The organism is Paraburkholderia caffeinilytica (assembly GCF_003368325.1).
GTDB lineage: Bacteria > Pseudomonadota > Gammaproteobacteria > Burkholderiales > Burkholderiaceae > Paraburkholderia > Paraburkholderia caffeinilytica.
Genome location: NZ_CP031467.1, coordinates 601,975 through 621,847 on the forward strand (window position 1 = coordinate 601,975; position 19,873 = coordinate 621,847).

Sequence of the window (19,873 nt, forward strand, 5' to 3'; positions counted from 1 at the left end):
GTGCTTACCGCGCCTCGGCATGCGAGGCGCTCACGAACCTGAGGCCCGCGCCTCAGATCTCGATCTTCGTTCCCAGTTCCACCACCCGATTGGCCGGAATGCTGAAGAAATCCGTCGGCTTGGCGGCGTTCTGATGCATCCATGCGAACACACGTTCGCGCCACACAGACATGCCCGGCAACTGCGTCGGCACCACCGTTTCGCGCGCCAGGAAGAACGACGTGTCCATAATCTCGAACGTCATGTCGTGCGTGCGGCCGACCTCGAGCAACACGGCCTTCACGTCAGGCGTTTCGTTGAAGCCGTACGCCGCCTTGACGAGGTACAGGCCGCCGTTGAGATCCTTCACCGTCACGCGTTCCGCGTCATTCACATACGGAATATCGAGCGTCACGAAGGTCAGGAAAATCGTGCGCTCATGCAGCACCTTGTTGTGCTTCAGGTTGTGCAGCAAGCTCACCGGCACGAGCGAATCGCTACCCGTCAGGTAGATCGCCGTACCCGACACGCGATGCGGCGGATGCGCGAGCAGCCCTTGCAGGAACGGCATGAGCGGAATACCGTCAGCCGCCGTGCGCTCCTTGACGATCAACCGGCCCTTGAACCACGTCATGAGCAGGAAAAACAGAAGCGCACCGATGCCGAGCGGCAGCCATCCACCTTCCGCGACCTTGAGCAGATTGGCGCCGAAAAAGCCCAGGTCGACCGCCATGAACACGCCGATGATCAGCGCCACGAGGAACTTGTTCCAGTTCCATACTTTCACCATGACGACGCAGGCAAGAACCGTGGTGATCACCATGGTGGCCGTCACCGCAATACCGTACGCGGCGGCAAGATTATCCGAGCTCTTGAACGCGATCACGATGCACAGAATGATGAAGAGCAGCATCCAGTTCACGACCGGCACGTAGATCTGGCCGATCGCCAGTTCAGACGTGTGCAGGATCTTCATGCGCGGCACGTAGCCGAGCTGGATCGCCTGGCTCGTCAACGAATAGGCGCCGGAAATCACGGCTTGCGACGCGATCACGGTCGCCACCGTCGAGAGCACCACAAGCGGCAGCAGCGCCCAATCCGGTGCAAGCAGGAAGAACGGGTTTTCGATCGCCTTCGGGTCGTGCATCAGCAGCGCGCCCTGACCGAAATAGTTGAGCACCAGCGAGGGCATCACCAGGCAGTACCACGCCATCCGGATCGGTTTGGCGCCGAAGTGACCCATGTCGGCGTAGAGCGCCTCGGCGCCGGTCAGCACCAGCACGACCGAGCCGAGCACCACGTAGGCCTGCAGCACATGCGCAGCCATAAAGGTGTAGGCGTAATACGGGTTCAGCGCGCTGATCACGTTCGGCGACTGCAGGATGTGCCACAGGCCCAGCGCAGCGAGCACGAGGAACCACAGCACCATGATCGGACCGAACAGGCGGCCGACGGTCGCCGTTCCGTGCCGCTGAATCCAGAACAGCAGCACGAGGATCACCATCGTGAGCGGCAATACCAGATGAGACAGATTGGGCGCCGCGATCTCAAGACCTTCGACCGCCGAGATCACCGAAATGGCGGGCGTAATCACCGCGTCGCCATAGAACATGCAGGCGCCGAAGATGCCGAGCATCATCAACAAGCCGGCCATTTTCGACTTCTGATCGAGCGAGCGCAGCGCTAGCGCCATCAGCGCGAGGACGCCGCCTTCGCCGTTGTTGTCGGCGCGCATCACGAACAAGACGTACTTGATGCTGACCACGATCACGATCGCCCAGAACAGCAGCGAGATCACGCCCAGAATCGATTGATCGGTCAGCGGAATGCCATGTGCCGGGCTGAAGGCTTCTTTCAGCGAGTACAGCGGGCTCGTGCCGATATCGCCGAACACCACCCCGATCGCGGCAATCGCGAGGGAAGGCAGAGGCTGTTTGTGCACGTGATTGTTATCTGTCATAGACGCGAGGAAATCCGTTCCCTGAGCGGAAAAAACGACCGCTATTCTAAACTGCCCGCCTGGCGCCGCCCGGCTTGTTGTGGATACACCACGTGGATGGTCCGCGCAGTGTAGCACTGCGATTTGGGCGCGTCTGCTGCGTCCGGCGTTTCGCCGGCGCGGCATGCGCGTTTTGCGAGGCGCCGCTGACAGGACGCATACGGCGGACACATCACGCACATAAAAAAAACGGAGCCCAATCGGGCTCCGTTATGCAGGCACCGCACCGGATGCGACGCGATACACACGACGTCGCGGCGCACATCACGTGCCCGACGACTCCTGGTCCTGCTGCATGCCGCGCTTGATCCACGCACCGAGGTTGTGCGGACGAACCGTGTCCCATTCCTCGAACGGCTGGTGAATCCACGGATTGGTGGGCAGATACTGCACATGATAATCCGGCTTCACTTTCGAGCAGCCCTTGTACCAGAGCACCGCCGAACGCACCGCGGTGATCGCCGGATAACGTTCCTTCAGATGCTGCTGCACGCGCGCCAGCGTCACGCCCGAATCCACCAGATCGTCGACCAGCAGCACATTGCCGTGCAACTCGCCGCGCGTCATCGTGATGTATTGCGCGATGTCGAGCTCGCCCTGCTCCGTGCCGGCCGCTTCGCGGTACGAACTGGTGGCCAGAATCGCCAGCGGCAGATCGTAAATCCGCGAGAGCTGATCGCCGACGCGCAAACCGCCGCGCGCGAGACACAGGATCTTGTCGAACTTCCAGCCCGACTCGTGCACCTGCAACGCCAGCAGTTCGATCAGCCGGTGATACTCGTCCCAGCCGACCCACAGGTTCTTGTCATCGTTGCGCGGATCTTTCATGGCAATCATGGGTACACCTTGCACCATGGCTTAAACCTTGAACGGATGACGCAGCAGAATCGTTTCGTCGCGATCCGGACCGGTCGACACCATGTCGATCGGAATGCCCGCGACTTCCTGCACACGCGTCAGATATGCACGCGCGCTGGCCGGCAGCTTGTCCCATTCGGTGATGCCGACGGTGCTTTCCTTCCAGCCCACAAAGGTTTCGTACACCGGCACGCAGCGCGCGACTTCCGATGCGCCGCGCGGCAGCAGGTCGACGTTCTTGCCGTCGACCGTGTAGCCGACGCACAGCTTCACTTCGTCGAGGCCGTCGAGCACGTCGAGCTTGGTGATACACAGACCCGACACGCCGTTGATCTGGATCGAGCGGCGCAGCGCGGCGACGTCGAGCCAGCCCGTGCGGCGCGGACGGCCGGTGACCGAGCCGAATTCCTTGCCGACCTTGGCGAGTTCGAGGCCGATCGGTTCCTGACGCGCGGCATTATCCGCGTCGTACAGTTCGCTCGGGAACGGGCCCGAACCGACACGCGTGCAATACGCCTTCGTGATGCCGAGAATGTAGTTCAGCTTTTGCGGACCGACGCCCGCACCCGCGGTAGCCGCACCGGCCACGCAGTTGCTCGACGTGACGTACGGATAGGTGCCGTGGTCGATGTCGAGAAGCGTGCCTTGCGCACCTTCGAACAGCAGGTTGTTGCCGGCTGCGTTTTCGTCGTACAGACGGCGCGACACGTCGGTCACCATCGGCTTCAGGCGGTCGGCATAGCTCAGCATCGTGTCGAGCGTTTGCTGGAAGTCGACGGCGGCGACGCCCAGGTATTGCGTCAGCACGAAGTTGTGATAGTCGAGGTTTTCACGCAGACGTTCGGCAAAGCTCTCCGGCTCGAACAGGTCCTGCACGCGCAAACCGCGGCGCGCCACCTTGTCTTCGTAGGCGGGGCCGATGCCGCGGCCGGTGGTGCCGATCTTGCCCGCGCCACGGCGCGCTTCGCGGCCCTGGTCGATGGCGATGTGGTACGGCAGAATCAGGGTGGTGGCTTCGGAAATGAAGAGGCGATTCTGAACGTCGACCCCGGCGGCCTCGAGCTCGCCAATTTCCTTGAACAGCGCTTCCGGCGACAACACGACGCCATTGCCGATATAGCACGCGACGCCGGGATGCATGATGCCCGACGGAATCAGACGCAAGATGGTTTTCTTGCCGCCGATGATAAGCGTGTGACCGGCATTGTGACCGCCCTGGAAGCGAACGACGCCTTGAGCGTGGTCCGTCAGCCAGTCGACGATCTTGCCCTTGCCTTCATCACCCCACTGGGTTCCCACGACGACGACGTTGCGCCCGGGGTTCACATTCACTGCGCTGGCAGACATGTTGTTTCGTAAGCTGGTTAAAAACGTATTCTACCTATGTTCGCGGAACCTTCCGAATTTTTCCGTTTCCGCTCAACGGTATGCACGTTATGGTGGGTATATCGAAAATAGCGCGGCGAGGGGCCGCGCCGGGTCCGGCGACGCTTTGGACGCCTTCTGAAATGCCCTTGGGATCCCCCTCGGGCGGTCTATCGATTCGCGCTCAGGAACGGGGTTCGACGACCCACGCGCCGTTGCGCTCGACCAACACACGGTCGCAGGCGAATTCATCCAGATCGTGCTCGTGGCCGGGGAGTGCCTGAATCACGACTTCGCCGGCATTACGCAGCGCGGCGACGCTGGCGCGCAACGCTTCGTCGTGCTGCCACGGCGCGAGAATCGCGCTGCTGCGGGCTTCGACGGGCGAAATGCGAGCGACCTCGCGCAGATCCAGCGAGAAGCCGGTTGCCGCGCGTGCACGGCCGTAGGCCTGGCCGACGTGGTCATAACGGCCGCCGCGCGCAACCGCATTCGGCACGCCGTCCACATACGCCGAGAACATCACGCCGCTGTGGTACGCGTAGCCGCGCAAATCGGCCAGATCGATCATCACTTCGGCGCCGTCCACCTGGCTCGCGAGGAATGCGAGGTCGTCGAGCGCGCGGGCGATGGCCGGGGCGTTCGGTAAACGGGCACGGGCTTCGTCGAGTACCGACGCGTCGCCGTAGAGCGTGGGGAGCGCGCGCAATGCGTCGCGCGTGACCGGTGTGAGATTGGCGGTCAGTTCGACGAGACGCGGCACATCCTTGCCGGCCAACGCGTCATAGAGCGATTGACCCAGCTCGGCAGCAGCAGGCTCGCCTTCGATCAATGCGGCGAGCACGCCTGCATGACACAGATCGAGGCGCACTTTCGCGAGGCCGGCCAGATGCAGCGCGTCGAGCATCAACTGCTGGATTTCCAGATCCGCTTCAAGACCGGCGTGACCGTAGATTTCCGCGCCGATCTGGATCTGCTCACGCGTGGCGTGCAGGCCGCGCGGACGCGTATGCGCCACATTGCCGGCATAGCAAAGACGCGTCACGCCCTGACGATTCAGCAGGTGCGCGTCGATGCGCGCGACCTGCGGCGTAATGTCGGCGCGCAGACCGAGCGTGCGCCCGGACATCTGATCGACGAGCTTGAACGTGCGCAGATTCAGATCGTGCCCGCCGCCGGTGAGCAGCGACTCGATGTACTCGAGCAGCGGCGGCATCACCATCTCGTAGCCATACGAACGGAAACGGTCCAGCAAATGGCGCCGCAACTCTTCGATCTTGCGGGCTTCCGACGGCAGCACGTCGGCGATATTCTCGGGAAGTAACCAGGTCGACATCGATACAGTCCTACGACGTTGGAACACGGCGGCTGGGTGCGCCGGTAAGTGTGTGTGAATGGCGGGCGACGGCTCTATTCTGGCGGCTGCCGGGGGCATCGGAACGGCCCTTCGCAGCCCCTCAGCCGGTTTGGCCCGGCCGGGACGCTCGCTGTCGCCACGCTGCTGTCGCCACCCCGCCGACGCCACGCGCATGGCCAACAACGGCGCGCGGCTGCGCGCGATGCAGCGCCCTTTCAGGTCACGATAAACAGCAGAATCAATCCGAGCACCATCACGATCAGTCCGCCAACGCGGATCTGATGCGGCGGCCGTTCCGCTATTTTACGGAACGTGTCGCGCCAGGCGCTCGGAAAAACGAAGGGAAACATCCCTTCGATAATCAACATCAATGCGATCGCGAGCAGTAACGAGCCGGCTATGTCCATGCGAATGAAAGGGCCGCGATGCGGATGCCGCGGCGTTCCGGTTATCAGTGTTTGCGCGGTACCGCGGGAGCGTCCGGGGCAGTGCCGCCGGTCGGGCTATGCATGAAGCGGAAGAACTCGCTGCTCGGGTCGACCACGATGACGTCGCCCGGCTTGAAGGTGTTCTTGTACGCCTGCATGCTTTGATAAAACTGGTAGAACTGCGGGTCGCTGCCGTATGCCTCGGCCGCGAGCTGCGCTGCCTTGGCATCGCCCTCGCCCTTGATAGTCTGCGCCTGACGATAGCCGTCCGCGAGAATCGCCTGTTGCTGGCCGACGGCGTCCGCCTTGATCTGATCAGCCTCGGCCGTGCCCTTCGCACGTTCTTCGGCTGCGGCCTGCTCGCGTGCGGCGATCATCCGCTTGTAGACCGAGTCGGCCATCGCCGCCGGGAAATCGACACGCGTCAGTTGCACGTCGAGCACCGAAACGCCCAGCGATGCCGCCGCTTTGCTCATCGTGCCGCGCGCTTCGTCGGCAACAGCTTGCTGCTTCGCCAGCGCATCGGTCAGCGTGACCTTGCCGAACGCGTCGCCGAGCGCGCTGCGCGACAGCAGCGCCAGACGATCCGCCAGGCTTTGCACGTCGCCCCGGGTTTCGGCGAGCAGCTTCAACGGATCGGTGACGCGGTATTTGATGACCGGGTTGGCCAGCAGATCGGTTTTGTCCGACGTCACGTAGCGGTCCTCATCCGGCGCGTCGAGCGACTGGATGCGGTTATCGACCAACGTGACCGTTTGCAACGGCGGCGGCAGCTTCACGTGCAGGCCGGGGCCGAGCAACACGGGCGCGGTGTCGCCATGCGAGGACAGCACGGCCATATGCCGCTGGTCGACCACGAATACCATCGACGACGCGGCAAACAGCACGATGACGACGGCAACGACAAGCGCAATGATCTTGTTCATGGTGTGCGCTCCTTATTGAACGTCGTCTTCGCGCATACGGCTGCGGAAGGAGTCGCGTGAGCGCAGTGCGTCGCTGCTGGCTGCAGCCTGACTGGCAGGCGTCGCAACCGCGGCGGGAGCGGATGCGGCGGCAGATGGTGCGGCAACACCGCTCGCGGCTTGCGGCGCGGCGGCACTCGAGGCAACGGCAGTGCCGGACGCGGCCGCGGCAGCGTCGGCAACGCGCTGGCGAGTCTGCTCGACCAGCTTGTCGAGCGGCAGATACAGCACGTTGTTGCCGCTCCTGCTGTCCACAAACACTTTGGTCGTATTCGAATAGATCTGCTGCATGGTTTCCAGGTACATGCGCTCGCGAATCACAGCAGGCGCCTTCGAGTACTGCGCGTAGACCTGCTTGAAACGGTCGGCATCGCCTTGCGCCTGGGCCACGGTCTTCTCGCTATACGTTTTTGCTTCGTCGAGCTGGCGCGCCACGTCCGCTTGCGCGCGCGGCAGCAGATCGACGGCATAGGCCTGCGCGTCACGTTTGGCGCGCTCGTTGTCCTGACGCACCTTGGCGGCATCGTCGAAAGCGGCCTGCACCTGGTCGGGCACCTGCACGCCCTGGATCGTCACACCGGTCACGGCGAGGCCGGACTGGTATTCATCCAGGGATTGCTGAATCGACGCCATCAGTTGCTGGCGAATTGTTTCGCGATCCTGATAGAGGATGTCGCTGGTGCTGCGCGCACCGACGATGCTGCGCACCGCCGCCTGTGCGGCCTGCATCACGCTCTGATCGGGATCGACGCTACGGAAGAGATAATCAGTCGGCTTGCTCACCTGATACTGCACGGCGAAGCGCACGTCGACGATGTCGGCGTCGTGTGTGAGCATCGACGCGTCCTTGACGTTGGCGAGACGCACCACGTTGTTACGGCCGATCTCCACCTGGCGGATCTGACCGATATTGACGAGTTCATGGGCTTCGAACGGATACGGCAGGCGCCAATGCACGCCCTGCCCCGCGGTGTAGCGATACTTGCCGAACTGCATCACGACGCCGGCCTGGCCGTCTTGCACGACGAACACGCCGCTGCCGAGATAGATCGCGATCAGCACGCCGATCACGATGCCCACGCCGATGCGCGCGCCGCGACCGTTGTCCGGACGGCCACCGCCCGTGCCGCCGCCCTTGCGGCCAAACACCCGGCTCAAACGGCGGTTGAAATCGCGCCACATCTCGTCGAGATCGGGCGGGCCTTCACCGTCTTTAACCGGCGGACGCTTGGGTTCGTTGGGTCGTTGGCGCTCGCCATTGCCGTCCCCCCGGCCCCAGCGCGGATCGTTCAGTGAAAGCAAGGCGCGCATGCGCAGCCAGATACTCCGCTCGTTGTAATCGTTCACCTGTGTTCGTTCACCAGAGTAGACAGCGGGTCAGTGCAATTGGAGCGGGTCAGTGCCCGAGTTCTGAGACCTTGCGGTCCTCGCGCGGTGCTGCCGACCGGTCTTCTTCCGACAGATCGACCAGCGTATCGGCGAGAGGTTCGGCAGTAGCGATTTCAGCGATGGCAGCGCGCAATGTATCCAGCCCTTGTCCTGTGCGCGCGCTCAAAAAGACGCGCGAAATATTACCATACTCATCCCGCTCGACCGCGTCGCCACGAGCCGCCAACTCCGGCACGGCGTCGATCTTGTTGAACACCAGCACCTGACGGATCGTATCCGCACCAATTGCGTGCAACACCTCGTTGACCTGATCGATCTGATCGAGGCGCACGGCGCTCGACGCGTCGACCACATGCAGCAGCAGGTCGGCGTGGATGGTTTCCTCGAGCGTGGCGCGGAAAGCCGCCACCAGCTGGTGAGGCAATTCGCGGATGAAACCGACCGTATCGGACACCACCACCTGGCCGGCTTCGTCGCCGAGATAGACACGGCGTGACGTGGTGTCCAGCGTGGCGAACAACTGGTCGGCGGCGTACGCCTGGGCCTTTGTCAGCGCATTGAACAGGGTGGATTTGCCCGCGTTCGTATAACCGACGAGCGACACCGACATGGTCTGATTGCGGCTGCGCGCGCGGCGCTGCGTGCCGTGCTGACGGCGCAGTTTATCGAGGCGGATTTTGAGCGCCTTGATGCGCTCGCCGATCAGACGGCGGTCGGTTTCGAGCTGCGTTTCGCCAGGGCCGCGCAAACCGATACCGCCCTTCTGGCGTTCAAGGTGAGTCCATGCGCGGATGAGCCGCGTCGACAAGTACTGCAATTGCGCGAGCTCCACCTGCAGCTTGCCTTCATGGCTGCGGGCGCGTTGCGCAAAAATATCGAGGATGAGGCTGGTGCGGTCAATCACGCGGCGGTTAAGCGCCTGCTCCAGATTGCGCTGCTGCGCCGGGGCCAGTGCGTGATTGAAAATCACGAGTTCGATGTCGTTCGCCTCACAGGCAAGACGCAATTCCTCGGCCTTGCCGCTGCCGACGAACATCTTGGCATCCGGACTGGACCGGCGCCCCGTGAGGGTAACTAAGGGATTCGCGCCCGCGCTTTGCGCGAGCAGGCTGAGTTCTTCCAGACTGGCTTCGAAATCGATCTTACCGAAGTCGATGCCGACAAGCGCTGCATTGATCAAATTGGAGGGTATCAAAATGAGGCGGCCGGGAGTAATCGCCAACGGGCGACGCTACGCCGGCCGCGGACGGGGATTAGGACTGTTCGGAATCCGGGTGGAAATTCACCGGACGGGCAGGCACGACGGTGGAAATGGCGTGCTTGTAGACCATCTGGGTGACCGTATTCCGGAGCAACACGACGTACTGGTCGAACGATTCGATGTTCCCTTGAAGCTTGATGCCGTTGACCAAGTAGATCGACACCGGCACATGCTCTTTACGCAGTGCGTTCAAAAACGGGTCTTGTAACAATTGCCCTTTGTTGCTCATAGCAAACTCCGTATTTTTTTGCAGGTTGACTGAATTGATGACGAAGAAAAAGAGATCCGCCATCAACCGCTACACTATAGCCGATTTTCATTTTTGCGCGGGAGGGCTGGCCTGACGGCCAAACCCAGCACACACGCGGGTTTCAGCCCAGGTTTCAGCCTTTGTCCGCGTAAGGGTTCGTCGACGATCTGAACTCTATGCGCAATGGAGTCCCAGTCAGCTTGAAAGTTTCCCGGAAGCGATTTTCGAGGTAGCGTTTGTACGTTTCGGTGATCGCATCGAGCGCGTTGCCGTGGATCACAATGATCGGTGGATTCTGTCCGCCCTGGTGCGCGTAACGCAGTTTCGGCCGCACCGGTCCGCGACGGCGCGGCTGCTGGAATTCCACTGCATCGATCAGCGCGCGCGTCAGCTTCGGCGTCGGCAGCTTGGTCATGGCGGCCTTGTAGGCATCGTCGACCGAGCGCATCAACGGGCCGATTCCGGTTTTTTCCGCGGCGGAAATGAAGTGGAATTTGGCGAAATCGAGAAATTTTAGTTTGCGCTCGAGGTCTGCCTTGGTGCGGTCGCGCACATGCGGATCGAGACCGTCCCATTTGTTCACGCCCACCACCAGCGCACGGCCCTGCTCCACCACGAAGCCGGCAATGTGCGCGTCCTGCTCCGAGATGTCTTGACGCGCATCGAGCAGCAGGATCACGACGTTCGCATCCGAAATCGCCTGCAGCGTTTTCACCACCGAGAATTTCTCGATCGCTTCAAACACCTTGCCGCGGCGGCGCAAGCCGGCCGTATCGATCAACGTGTACGGCTTGCCCTGGCGTTCGAAGTCGACGTAGATCGAATCGCGCGTGGTGCCCGGCATGTCGAACGCGATCACGCGCTCCTCGCCCACCAGCGCATTGATCAGGGTCGACTTGCCGACGTTCGGCCGGCCGACGATCGCGATCTTCACGCCACGCGTTTCTTTTTCCTCGTCGCTCTCTTCCGGCTGCCCGGCGTACGCGACGCCGAGTGCTTCATTGATCATTTCGGTGACGCCGTCACCGTGCGCCGCGGAAATCGCACGCGGATCGCCGAGGCCGAGTTCGTAGAAATCGGCGGCCACCGTGCTGTACTTCATCCCCTCCGCCTTGTTGACGACGAGGAAGATCGGCCGGCCGACCTTGCGCAGGTAGTCGGCGATCGTCTTGTCCTGCGGTGCGAGACCGTTGCGGCCGTCGACGATGAACACGACGATGTCCGATTCCTCGACCGCCTGACGGGTTTGGCGCGCCATCTCGTGCAGGATGCCGTCTTTCGCGACCGGCTCGAAGCCGCCGGTATCGACGACCAGATACGGCCGCTCGCCGGCGCGCCCCTCGCCGTAATGGCGATCGCGGGTGAGACCGGGCAGGTCGGCAACCAGCGCATCACGCGTACGCGTGAGACGGTTGAATAGCGTGGATTTCCCCACATTGGGGCGCCCAACCAGGGCAATAACGGGTTTCATCAGATGTTGTTCACGGTGAAACGCGGGATCGAAATCGACCGCCCGCGTAGCGACGCCATGCGGCCGCTACACGGCAGCGTTTGACGAAAATTATCACGAATTCGGCCAGCCCCGGATGTGCTGTCAATATGCGCACCCGGGCGGACGGGGGTTTGGCTGTATGGGGCGGCGCCAACGGGCCGCCGGGTTCAGTCTTTCTTGCTCAACGGCTGGCTCGCCAGTTCGATACGATTCTCTGCCGTATCGACGAAATCTACGAAGGCGCCGCTGAAGGTGGCGCCGCAAGCAGCCACCCATGGCCACAGGGGCCGTTTCTGATCCGACTTGCCGGACCAGCCAGTCCGGCGGAATATTTCTGCCTGCTTTCTACTTGCTCAGCTATACAACAAAAACGCGCGCGGCCGGCGAAGCCGGCCTGCACGCTTGACGACGCTTGACTGCCGATAGCCTGCGCGATTAGCGCGGGCGGTAGCCGTACAGGTCGCCGTCGTGTGTCAGCACGACCAGCGTCTCGCCGGCCAGCACCGGCGCGGCCGTAATCGGGCTGCCGTCGGTCTTCACGCGAGCCACGAGCGTGCCGTCGTCGCGCGACAGGAAGTGCACGTAACCCTGATAGTCGCCGAGCACGGCGGCGTGACCCAGAATGAACGGGACGCTGAGGTCGCGATTCTTCAGCTTGTCGTTCTTCCACAGCGGCGCGCCGTTAGTGACGTCGAACGCCGACACCACCGACCAGTCGTCGGCCGCCACCACGGCACGGTCATCCTGCGCGAGACCGCTCGCGCTCGAGAACGCCTTTTCCCACAACGCGCGGCCCGAGTTCGCATCGAAGCAGCCAATCTGACCCTGGAACGTCACCGCGCAGGTCTCCGAGCCGAGCAGCGTGGGCGGGCCCGTCACGTCATTGATGCGCTCCACTTCCGTCACACCTTTCGGATACGACACCGGGGTCTGCCAGTAGTTGTCGCCGGTCTGCAGGTTGATCGCCGCGAACGCGCCGCCCGGGAAGCCGGCCAGCACAGCCGCGTCGCCCGCGAACGTCATGCCCGACGAGACGCGCAGATTGAGCGGCACCGCGCGATTGCGATAGTTCCACTTCTGCTCGCCGGTTTGCGCATTGAACGCGACGATCTGACCGTCGACCGTGCGCACCACCACGAGACCGTTGCCGACCAGCGGCGGCGAGATGATTTCGCCAGGTGCCTTGGCGGTCCACAATTGCTTGCCGTCCGCGCCGAGCACATAGACATCGCCCTTCAGGCCGCCGACCGCCGTGAGCGTGCCGTCGCTGCCGACACCTGCCGACAGATCGTCGTGCAGCTTGACGCGCCAGATGTCCTTGCCGGTTTGCGCGTCGATCTTCGCAACCGAGCCGTTCGCGCCCGCCGCGTACACCGCGTTGCCGACCGCAACCGGCGAGAACAGGTAACGACCCGCCTTGCCGACGCTCGTCTTCCACGCCTGCTGCACGTCGAGCACGGGTTTGAACTCGGTGAGCGGCGTCGGCACGCGGCGCTCGTCTTTCGTGGATGAGCAAGCCGCCATGGTAAGGACGGTCATCGCACAGGCAACGGGCACAGCGTAACGTTTCAGCAGATTCATCGGTGGACGAAGCATTCAGGAAATTAATTAAAGGAGACCGGTTGGTCGTGCCATGCGGCGCGCCGCATGCAGCGATTAGCCGCCCAGCGCGTCCAGCTTGAACTGAATCAGCTGGCGAGCCGAGCTATCGTTTTTCGACAGCGAGTCGAGGGCAAGCTTGTAGGCCGCGCGTGCATCGTCACGCTTGCCTTGCGCCGCGAGCAAATCACCGCGGCCATCCGCCACAACGCCCTTGAACGCGTCGGACTGCGGTTCGGCGAGCAGTGCGAGACCCTGGTCGTAAGCCTTGTCGTCGAGCAGCAGCGAAGCCAGACGAAGCTTGGCGATCTGCTTGAACTCGTCGTCTTTTGCGTGATCGATGGTCCATTGCAACTGGGCCTTCGCGGCGGTTTCGTCACCCGCGGCGTACAGCGCCTTGGCGGCGCCCAGCGCGGTCATCTGCGCATACGCGGTGCGGCTGAACTTATCTTCCATATCGGTGGCAACGCGCGCGATCTTCGCCTTGTCGCCCGATGCGACAGCTTGCTGCACCTGGTCGTACAGCACCGCGGCTTCCGCGGCCTGGCGCCGTTGCCAGAAATTCCAGCCGTTCCAGCTCGCCGCGGCAACCAATGCCACCAGCACGATCCACGTGGTTGCATTACCCCACTGCGTCCACCATGCCTTCAGGCTTTCAATCGATTCTTGTTCGTCGTGGTAACTCATCGCCCGGCGATTTCCTCTTTCTTGATACGTGTGCGTGTCGAGCCTGATTGGCACCCAACCGGCTCGACGACATCGCGATCAGTCGTCGCCGTCTTCGGCGGTTGCAACCATCGCATTGATTAGAAATTCGGTCAAGTCTTCGGCGGGCACGTTATGTTGCTCGTTTTTACCGCCGTTACCGGCTGTATCGCGCAACGGCTTGACACCGACCGTGCCGTTCGCGATCTCGTCCTCGCCGAGGATCACCGCGAATGCCGCGCCGCTTGCGTCAGCACGCTTCATCTGCGACTTGAAGCTCGCCGTCTGGCCGTCCGCGCTGCAATGCAGGATCACGTCGAGCCCCGTATCGCGCAAACGCTCGGCGACGATAAAGGCCTGTTCGCGCGCCGCGTCGCCCTGATGGACCACGTACACGTCGCAACCTTCGTCTTCCGGCACGAGCTGCTCCTCTTTCAGCAACTCGAGAATCCGCTCGACACCCATCGCCCAGCCGCACGCACCCGTCGGCTTGCCGCCGAGCTGTTCGATCAGCGGGTCGTAACGGCCGCCGGCCGCGACCGTGCCTTGCGCGCCAAGCTTGTCGGTCACCCACTCGAACACGGTCAGGTTGTAATAATCGAGACCGCGCACGAGACGCGGGTTGATCGTGAACGGAATGTTGTTCGCCTTGAGAATGCGCTGCAGGCCTTCGAAGTGCGCGCGCGATTCCTCGCCGAGAAAATCGATCAGCTTGGGGGCATTCTGCGCGACTTCCTGCATCGCCGGATTCTTCGTGTCGAGCACGCGCAGCGGGTTCGTGTACAGGCGGCGCTTCGCCTCTTCGTCGAGCACGTCCATGTGCTTTTCGAGGTAGGTGATCAACTCGACGCGATGTGCCGCGCGCTCTTCAACGAGACCCAGTGAATTGAGTTCGAGCTTGATGCCCATCAAGCCGAGGTCGTCCCACAGACGCTGGCACATCATGATGATTTCAGCGTCGGCGTCCGGACCGGCGAAGCCCAAAGCTTCCACGCCGACCTGGTGGAACTGCCGATAACGGCCCCGCTGCGGACGCTCGTGACGGAACATCGGGCCGATGTACCACAGGCGCTTCGGACCGTCGTACAGCATGTTGTGCTCGATCGTCGCGCGCACGACAGCCGCCGTGTTTTCCGGGCGCATCGTCAGATTTTCGCCGTTCAACGCGTCGGTAAAGCTGTACATCTCTTTCTCGACGATGTCGGTCACCTCACCGATACCGCGCTTGAACAACTGCGTATGCTCGATGATCGGCGTACGAATATTCTGATATCCGTACGAGCGCAGCATCGATTTGACGGTCGTTTCAAAAAATTCCCACAGCCCGGCTTCCTGCGGAAGGATGTCATTCATGCCCTTCACGCCGGACAGCTTTTCGAGCTTTTTCTTCTGTTCAGTCATCTGTCTTCGATCGACGATATTTAGTTGAGCGCTTCGGCGCGGCCATAGCGGCGCTCGACGTAGTCACTCACGATTTGCTGGAATTCTTGCGCGATGTTGTCGCCGCGCAGCGTCTTGACCTTCTCGCCGTCGATGAACACCGGCGCGGCCGGATTCTCGCCCGAGCCCGGCAAGCTGATGCCGATATTCGCCTGCTTCGATTCACCCGGACCGTTCACGATGCAGCCCATCACCGCGACGTGCATCTTCTCGACGCCAGGATATTGATCGCGCCACACCGGCATCTGCGTGCGCAGATAGGTCTGGATTTGCGACGCCAGTTCCTGGAACAGCGTGCTGGTGGTGCGGCCACAACCCGGGCACGCGATCACCATGGGCGTAAATGAACGCAAGCCCATGGTCTGCAGGATTTCCTGGCCGACGATCACTTCGCCCGTGCGCGGGCCACCCGGTTCCGGTGTCAGCGAGATACGGATCGTGTCGCCGATGCCTTGCTGCAGCAACACCGACAACGCAGCGGTCGACGCCACGATGCCCTTCGACCCCATGCCCGCTTCGGTCAGCCCCAGGTGCAGCGCGAAGTCGCAACGGCGCGCGAGTTCACGATACACCGCGATCAGATCCTGCACGCCGCTGACCTTGCACGACAGAATGATCTTGTTGCGCGGCAGGCCGATTTCGACCGCGCGCTCCGCCGAGCCGATCGCCGACTGGATCAACGCTTCGTACATCACGCTCTGCGCTTCCCACGGCGTGGAACGCGCGGCGTTTTCGTCCATCATTTTCGCGAGCAGATCCTGGTCGAGACTGCCCCAGTTGACGCCGATCCGCACCGGCTTGTCGTACTTCACCGCCGCTTCGATCATTTGCGCGAACTGCGTGTCGCGCTTCGCGCCGTGGCCGACATTGCCCGGGTTGATCCGGTACTTCGACAACGACTCCGCGCACGCCGGGTAGTCACGCAGCAGCAAATGGCCGTTGTAGTGAAAATCGCCGACCAGCGGCACCGACACGCCCATGCGGTCGAGTTGCTCGCGAACCGCCGGCACGGCCGCCGCCGCTTCCGGCGTGTTGACCGTGATACGCACCAGCTCCGAACCGGCTTGCGCCAGTTCCTTGATCTGGATCGCGGTGCCGATCGCGTCCGCGGTGTCGGTGTTGGTCATAGACTGGACGCGCACAGGCGCATCGCCACCGATGGTAACGAGCTGGCCGCCCCAACGGACATCGACCGCGTGCGACTTGCGCCGCGCAGCGTGGCCGCCGAACACCGGCTCGTTTGAAACGATTTTGCTACTGGATTGGGATTGAGCTTCGGATTGCATCGAAAAACCCATTTACGCCGCAAGCGCCACACAAAAGACGTAGCGCCTGAATTGAAAAAGCGCCGCGACCCGGTTGGCCGCGCCGCATACCGTATCTATCAAGGCAACGCGAAGCGCGCCACATTGCCCTTGGCTGCCGAATATTTCGACGGGTCGACCGGTTCGCCGTCGAGCGTTAGCGACTCGAGACCCGCCTTGTTGCCGACCGTGACCTTGAAGGGCGCCGCGCCCGTCACTTCCTTCGTATCGCCTGCGTGCACAAGGCCGGAGAACACTTCCTTGCCGTCCTTGCCACGCACGCTGAACCAGCTGTCTTGCGTCACGCGCAACGCGATGATCGCTTCACCTGCGACCGGTGCCGACGTTGCCGAGCCGGCCGTATCCGCTGCGGCCGGTGCGCCTGTCGCGGCGACCGCCGGCGCGCTCGCGCCCTGCGCCGCCGCCTGGACCTGCGAGCCGGCCTTCGGTGCGACTGCTGCTGCCGTGACCGCCGGCGCGGACGACGGCGCCGTACCGGTCGCCAGAGGCGCGGGCATCGGCGTAGCCGACGCGGCGTTGTCCACTGCAGCCTGCGTTTCCGGCGCGGAAGCAGCGTCTTCCGCCGTTGCCTCGGAACCTGCCGGCTGACCCTGCGCCACCACGCCCGATGCGCCGCTCGCGCCACCCGCAGCACCGTCAGCGCTCGCTTTCAGCCGTGCGAGCCAGGCTGACGAATCCCCGCCATTGGTATGCCACATGCCGAGCGCGATCACCGCAACGATCACCGCCGCAACGCCCCACAGCCACGAGCGGCTCTTTTGCCCACTGCCGCCGAGCGACAGCGATACGCGACCGCGCGGCAAATCCTTGCCCGACGAAGCCGGCATCGACAGATCCGGCGCGGGCACCCCCTTCTCGCGGCGCAAAGCCTGTGTGAACGGTGTCGGATCGGCGCCGAGCATCTTCGCGTAACTGCGCACCACGCCGAGCGCAAAAGTCGTGTCCGGCAAATGGCTGATGTCGCCCGATTCGAGCGCACGCAACTTGGTGACCGAAACCTTCAGACGCGCCGAGACGTCTTCGATCGTCCAGCCCTTCGATTCACGCAATTGGGTCAAGCGCGTGCCGACTGCCGCCAGAGAATCCAATCCCGCCAGGCCCGGCTGCACAACAGGCTGCACCACCGCCCGGGCGACTGGCGCCGGATGGCCTTCGTTTGTGTCTGTGTCCTGCGGCTGCGGGTGCTGCGGCTCACTCATCCCAAATCCTTTCGCGTCGATTCTTTTTCACTTGTGCAACCCGGACGGGCCAAAGCCTCACGCCCAAATCGCAGACCGTTTATAACAAAATGTGCGGCCTTGTGTGCCGCTTCCGATCGCTTCTGCAAACTTTCTTTTCAATCGCCGACGGTGTGCAGGGTTTTCGCGCGCCCGGACAGCTTTCCTCCGAACGCTCGCGCCCCATTACCTCGCGCAATTACACGGCGCGCACCTCGATAATCTTCGCCGCCTTCCCGGTGCGCTCAGCGAGGCGCGTGCGGTCTTTCACCGCACCGGCCAGTTGACCGCAGGCAGCGTCGATATCATCGCCGCGTGTCTTACGCACTGTGGTGACGACGCCCGCGTCCATCAACACTTGTGCAAACCGCTTGATCTGTTCCGGCTTCGAGCGGATGAGGCCCGACTCAGGGAACGGATTGAACGGAATCAGGTTGAACTTGCACGGTACGTCGCGCGTAACGGCCAGCAATTCGCGCGCTTGCGCTTCGCTGTCGTTCACGCCGTCGAGCATGCAATATTCGAACGTAATGAAATCGCGCGGCGCGACTTTCAGATAGCGCTGGCAAGCGGCCATCAATTCGCGCAGCGGATACTTCTTGTTCAGCGGCACCAGCATGTCGCGCAGCGGGTCGCTCGGCGCATGCAGCGATACCGCGAGCGCCACCGGCAGATCGGCGCCAAGCCGGTCCATCATCGGCACCACGCCCGAGGTGGACAGCGTGACGCGGCGGCGCGACAGGCCGTACGCGTTGTCGTCCAGCATCAGGCGCATGGCGGGCACCACCGCGTCGTAATTGAGCAGCGGCTCGCCCATGCCCATCATCACCACGTTCGTGACGACGCGCTCGCCTTTGCCATCACCGCCTGTGGCGCGCCCGCCATCCGTGCCGCGCGTCGCGCGCAGCGCAAACTCGGCCATACGCAGCTGGCCGATGATTTCACCGGTGGTGAGATTGCGGGAGAAACCCTGTTTGCCGGTCGAACAGAAACGGCAGTTGACCGCACACCCGGCCTGCGACGACACGCACAGCGTGCCACGCGTTTCTTCGGGAATGTATACAGTTTCAACCGCGTTGCTGTTGCCGACGTCGATCAGCCACTTGCGTGTGCCGTCGGTCGAAATATTGTCGCTGACGATGCCGGGCATCGTGATCGTTGCGCGCCCTTTGAGCTTTTCGCGCAGGGACTTCGCCAGATCGGTCATGCCGTCGAAATCGGCGGCGTTGTACTGGTGGATCCAGCGCTGCAATTGCTTGGCGCGAAACGGCTTCTCACCCAGGCTGTCGCAGTAGGCGACAAGCCCTTGGGCGTCGAGGTCGAGAAGGTTGACGGTGGGACTGCTCGTCATATCGAATCCTGCCATTTCAGTGCGAGACTACGTTCATGCAACAAGCTGCATGAACGCAATGCCGTTCGCGCCCATTCCTGCTGCTTTACCTTACTACTTTGCCGGGCTGTTCGTGCGGATTCGTGCGACAAATCCAACGGCGGCGCACGAATCGCGGATAGCGTCTATTGCGAATCAAACGCGCTCAACGCTCAAACCCGGCCAAATCCGCTTAACGCGAGTAGACGTTCACTTCCGGGAAGAAGAACGCGATTTCAACGGCAGCCGTTTCAGCGGCGTCAGAACCGTGCACCGCGTTAGCGTCGATGCTGTCGGCGAAGTCGGCGCGGATCGTGCCCTTTTCCGCCTTCTTCGGGTCTGTTGCACCCATCAGTTCGCGGTGCTTCAGGATCGCGTTTTCGCCTTCCAGCGCTTGCACGACCACCGGGCCCGAGATCATGAAATCGACCAGGTCCTTGAAGAACGGACGTGCGGCGTGCACAGCGTAGAACTTCTCTGCGTCAGCGCGCGACAGGTGGACCATGCGCGAAGCCACGATCTTCAGGCCAGCGTTTTCGAAACGGCTGTAGATCTGGCCGATCACGTTCTTGGCCACTGCGTCCGGCTTGATAATCGACAGGGTGCGTTCGATCGCCATAAAAACTCCAAAAAATTAAGAGGTTACAGATTCAAATGAATCCGCTATTGTAGCATGTTCCCGTGTATGATTGCGATTGAACCCTTACAGCATTGAAAGACTCCAAGCAGGAGTTTCTGAATGCTGGTAGCGTAGGTCGTGTGGACATTTTCTGGGTATTGAAACTCCCTGCCACCGCGCCGATCTTAGGGATGAACGCCCTGCGACTGGCGGCAAGAATTCCGGCCGGCGCCGCGCGAGTTGACTCACAACCTGC

17 protein-coding genes are annotated in these 19,873 nt (G+C 62.5%); all 17 read right to left on the minus strand.

Annotated elements, in window-relative coordinates:
• Positions 1–52 precede the first annotated feature (52 nt).
• A complete protein-coding gene (locus DSC91_RS18630) occupies positions 53–1,939 on the minus strand; it encodes a potassium transporter Kup (protein ID WP_115780321.1) in 1,887 nt (628 codons plus the stop codon).
• A 303-nt stretch (positions 1,940–2,242) separates the two neighbouring features.
• Positions 2,243–2,833: a phosphoribosyltransferase gene (locus tag DSC91_RS18635; RefSeq protein WP_054041857.1), complete on the minus strand. Its 591-nt coding sequence runs from the start codon at positions 2,831–2,833 to the stop codon at positions 2,243–2,245.
• A 3-nt stretch (positions 2,834–2,836) separates the two neighbouring features.
• Positions 2,837–4,183 (minus strand): adenylosuccinate synthase, encoded by a 1,347-nt coding sequence (locus tag DSC91_RS18640; RefSeq protein ID WP_115780322.1) that lies wholly within the window; start codon positions 4,181–4,183, stop codon positions 2,837–2,839.
• Between the two features lie 202 nt (positions 4,184–4,385).
• Positions 4,386–5,537 carry an ATP phosphoribosyltransferase regulatory subunit gene (locus tag DSC91_RS18645; protein ID WP_115780323.1) on the minus strand — a complete coding sequence of 384 codons (1,152 nt, stop codon included), beginning with the start codon at positions 5,535–5,537 and terminating at the stop codon, positions 4,386–4,388.
• A 236-nt stretch (positions 5,538–5,773) separates the two neighbouring features.
• Complete coding sequence (locus DSC91_RS18650) at positions 5,774–5,965, minus strand: DUF2065 domain-containing protein (RefSeq protein WP_007181354.1); 192 nt, start codon at positions 5,963–5,965, stop codon at positions 5,774–5,776.
• A gap of 44 nt (positions 5,966–6,009) precedes the next feature.
• Positions 6,010–6,912: a protease modulator HflC gene (hflC, locus tag DSC91_RS18655; protein WP_115780324.1), complete on the minus strand. Its 903-nt coding sequence runs from the start codon at positions 6,910–6,912 to the stop codon at positions 6,010–6,012.
• A 12-nt stretch (positions 6,913–6,924) separates the two neighbouring features.
• Positions 6,925–8,298, minus strand: coding sequence for an FtsH protease activity modulator HflK (hflK, locus tag DSC91_RS18660; RefSeq protein ID WP_115780325.1), 1,374 nt, complete (start codon positions 8,296–8,298; stop codon positions 6,925–6,927).
• Between the two features lie 49 nt (positions 8,299–8,347).
• Positions 8,348–9,535: a GTPase HflX gene (gene hflX, locus DSC91_RS18665; protein WP_115783329.1), complete on the minus strand. Its 1,188-nt coding sequence runs from the start codon at positions 9,533–9,535 to the stop codon at positions 8,348–8,350.
• 58 nt (positions 9,536–9,593) lie between these two features.
• Positions 9,594–9,830: an RNA chaperone Hfq gene (gene hfq, locus DSC91_RS18670; protein WP_006051315.1), complete on the minus strand. Its 237-nt coding sequence runs from the start codon at positions 9,828–9,830 to the stop codon at positions 9,594–9,596.
• Positions 9,831–9,984: 154 nt separating this feature from the next.
• The gene (gene der, locus DSC91_RS18675) at positions 9,985–11,322 is read right to left on the minus strand and encodes a ribosome biogenesis GTPase Der (RefSeq protein ID WP_115780326.1); all 1,338 of its coding nucleotides are present in this window, start codon (positions 11,320–11,322) and stop codon (positions 9,985–9,987) included.
• Positions 11,323–11,778: 456 nt separating this feature from the next.
• Entirely contained in the window at positions 11,779–12,924 is a 1,146-nt protein-coding gene (gene bamB, locus DSC91_RS18680; RefSeq protein WP_115780327.1) for an outer membrane protein assembly factor BamB, read from the minus strand.
• Between the two features lie 75 nt (positions 12,925–12,999).
• Positions 13,000–13,629 (minus strand): YfgM family protein, encoded by a 630-nt coding sequence (locus tag DSC91_RS18685; RefSeq protein ID WP_115780328.1) that lies wholly within the window; start codon positions 13,627–13,629, stop codon positions 13,000–13,002.
• A gap of 78 nt (positions 13,630–13,707) precedes the next feature.
• Complete coding sequence (gene hisS / locus DSC91_RS18690) at positions 13,708–15,048, minus strand: histidine--tRNA ligase (RefSeq protein ID WP_115780329.1); 1,341 nt, start codon at positions 15,046–15,048, stop codon at positions 13,708–13,710.
• Positions 15,049–15,068: 20 nt separating this feature from the next.
• Positions 15,069–16,385, minus strand: a complete 1,317-nt coding sequence (ispG, locus tag DSC91_RS18695) for a flavodoxin-dependent (E)-4-hydroxy-3-methylbut-2-enyl-diphosphate synthase (protein ID WP_097389675.1) — start codon at positions 16,383–16,385, stop codon at positions 15,069–15,071.
• Positions 16,386–16,471: 86 nt separating this feature from the next.
• On the minus strand, positions 16,472–17,611 hold the full coding sequence (locus DSC91_RS18700; protein WP_115780330.1) for a helix-turn-helix domain-containing protein: 1,140 nt from the start codon (positions 17,609–17,611) through the stop codon (positions 16,472–16,474).
• A 217-nt stretch (positions 17,612–17,828) separates the two neighbouring features.
• Positions 17,829–18,980, minus strand: a complete 1,152-nt coding sequence (gene rlmN / locus DSC91_RS18705) for a dual-specificity RNA methyltransferase RlmN (protein ID WP_028199529.1) — start codon at positions 18,978–18,980, stop codon at positions 17,829–17,831.
• A 211-nt stretch (positions 18,981–19,191) separates the two neighbouring features.
• Positions 19,192–19,617, minus strand: coding sequence for a nucleoside-diphosphate kinase (gene ndk, locus DSC91_RS18710; RefSeq protein ID WP_115780331.1), 426 nt, complete (start codon positions 19,615–19,617; stop codon positions 19,192–19,194).
• Positions 19,618–19,873: the final 256 nt, after the last annotated feature.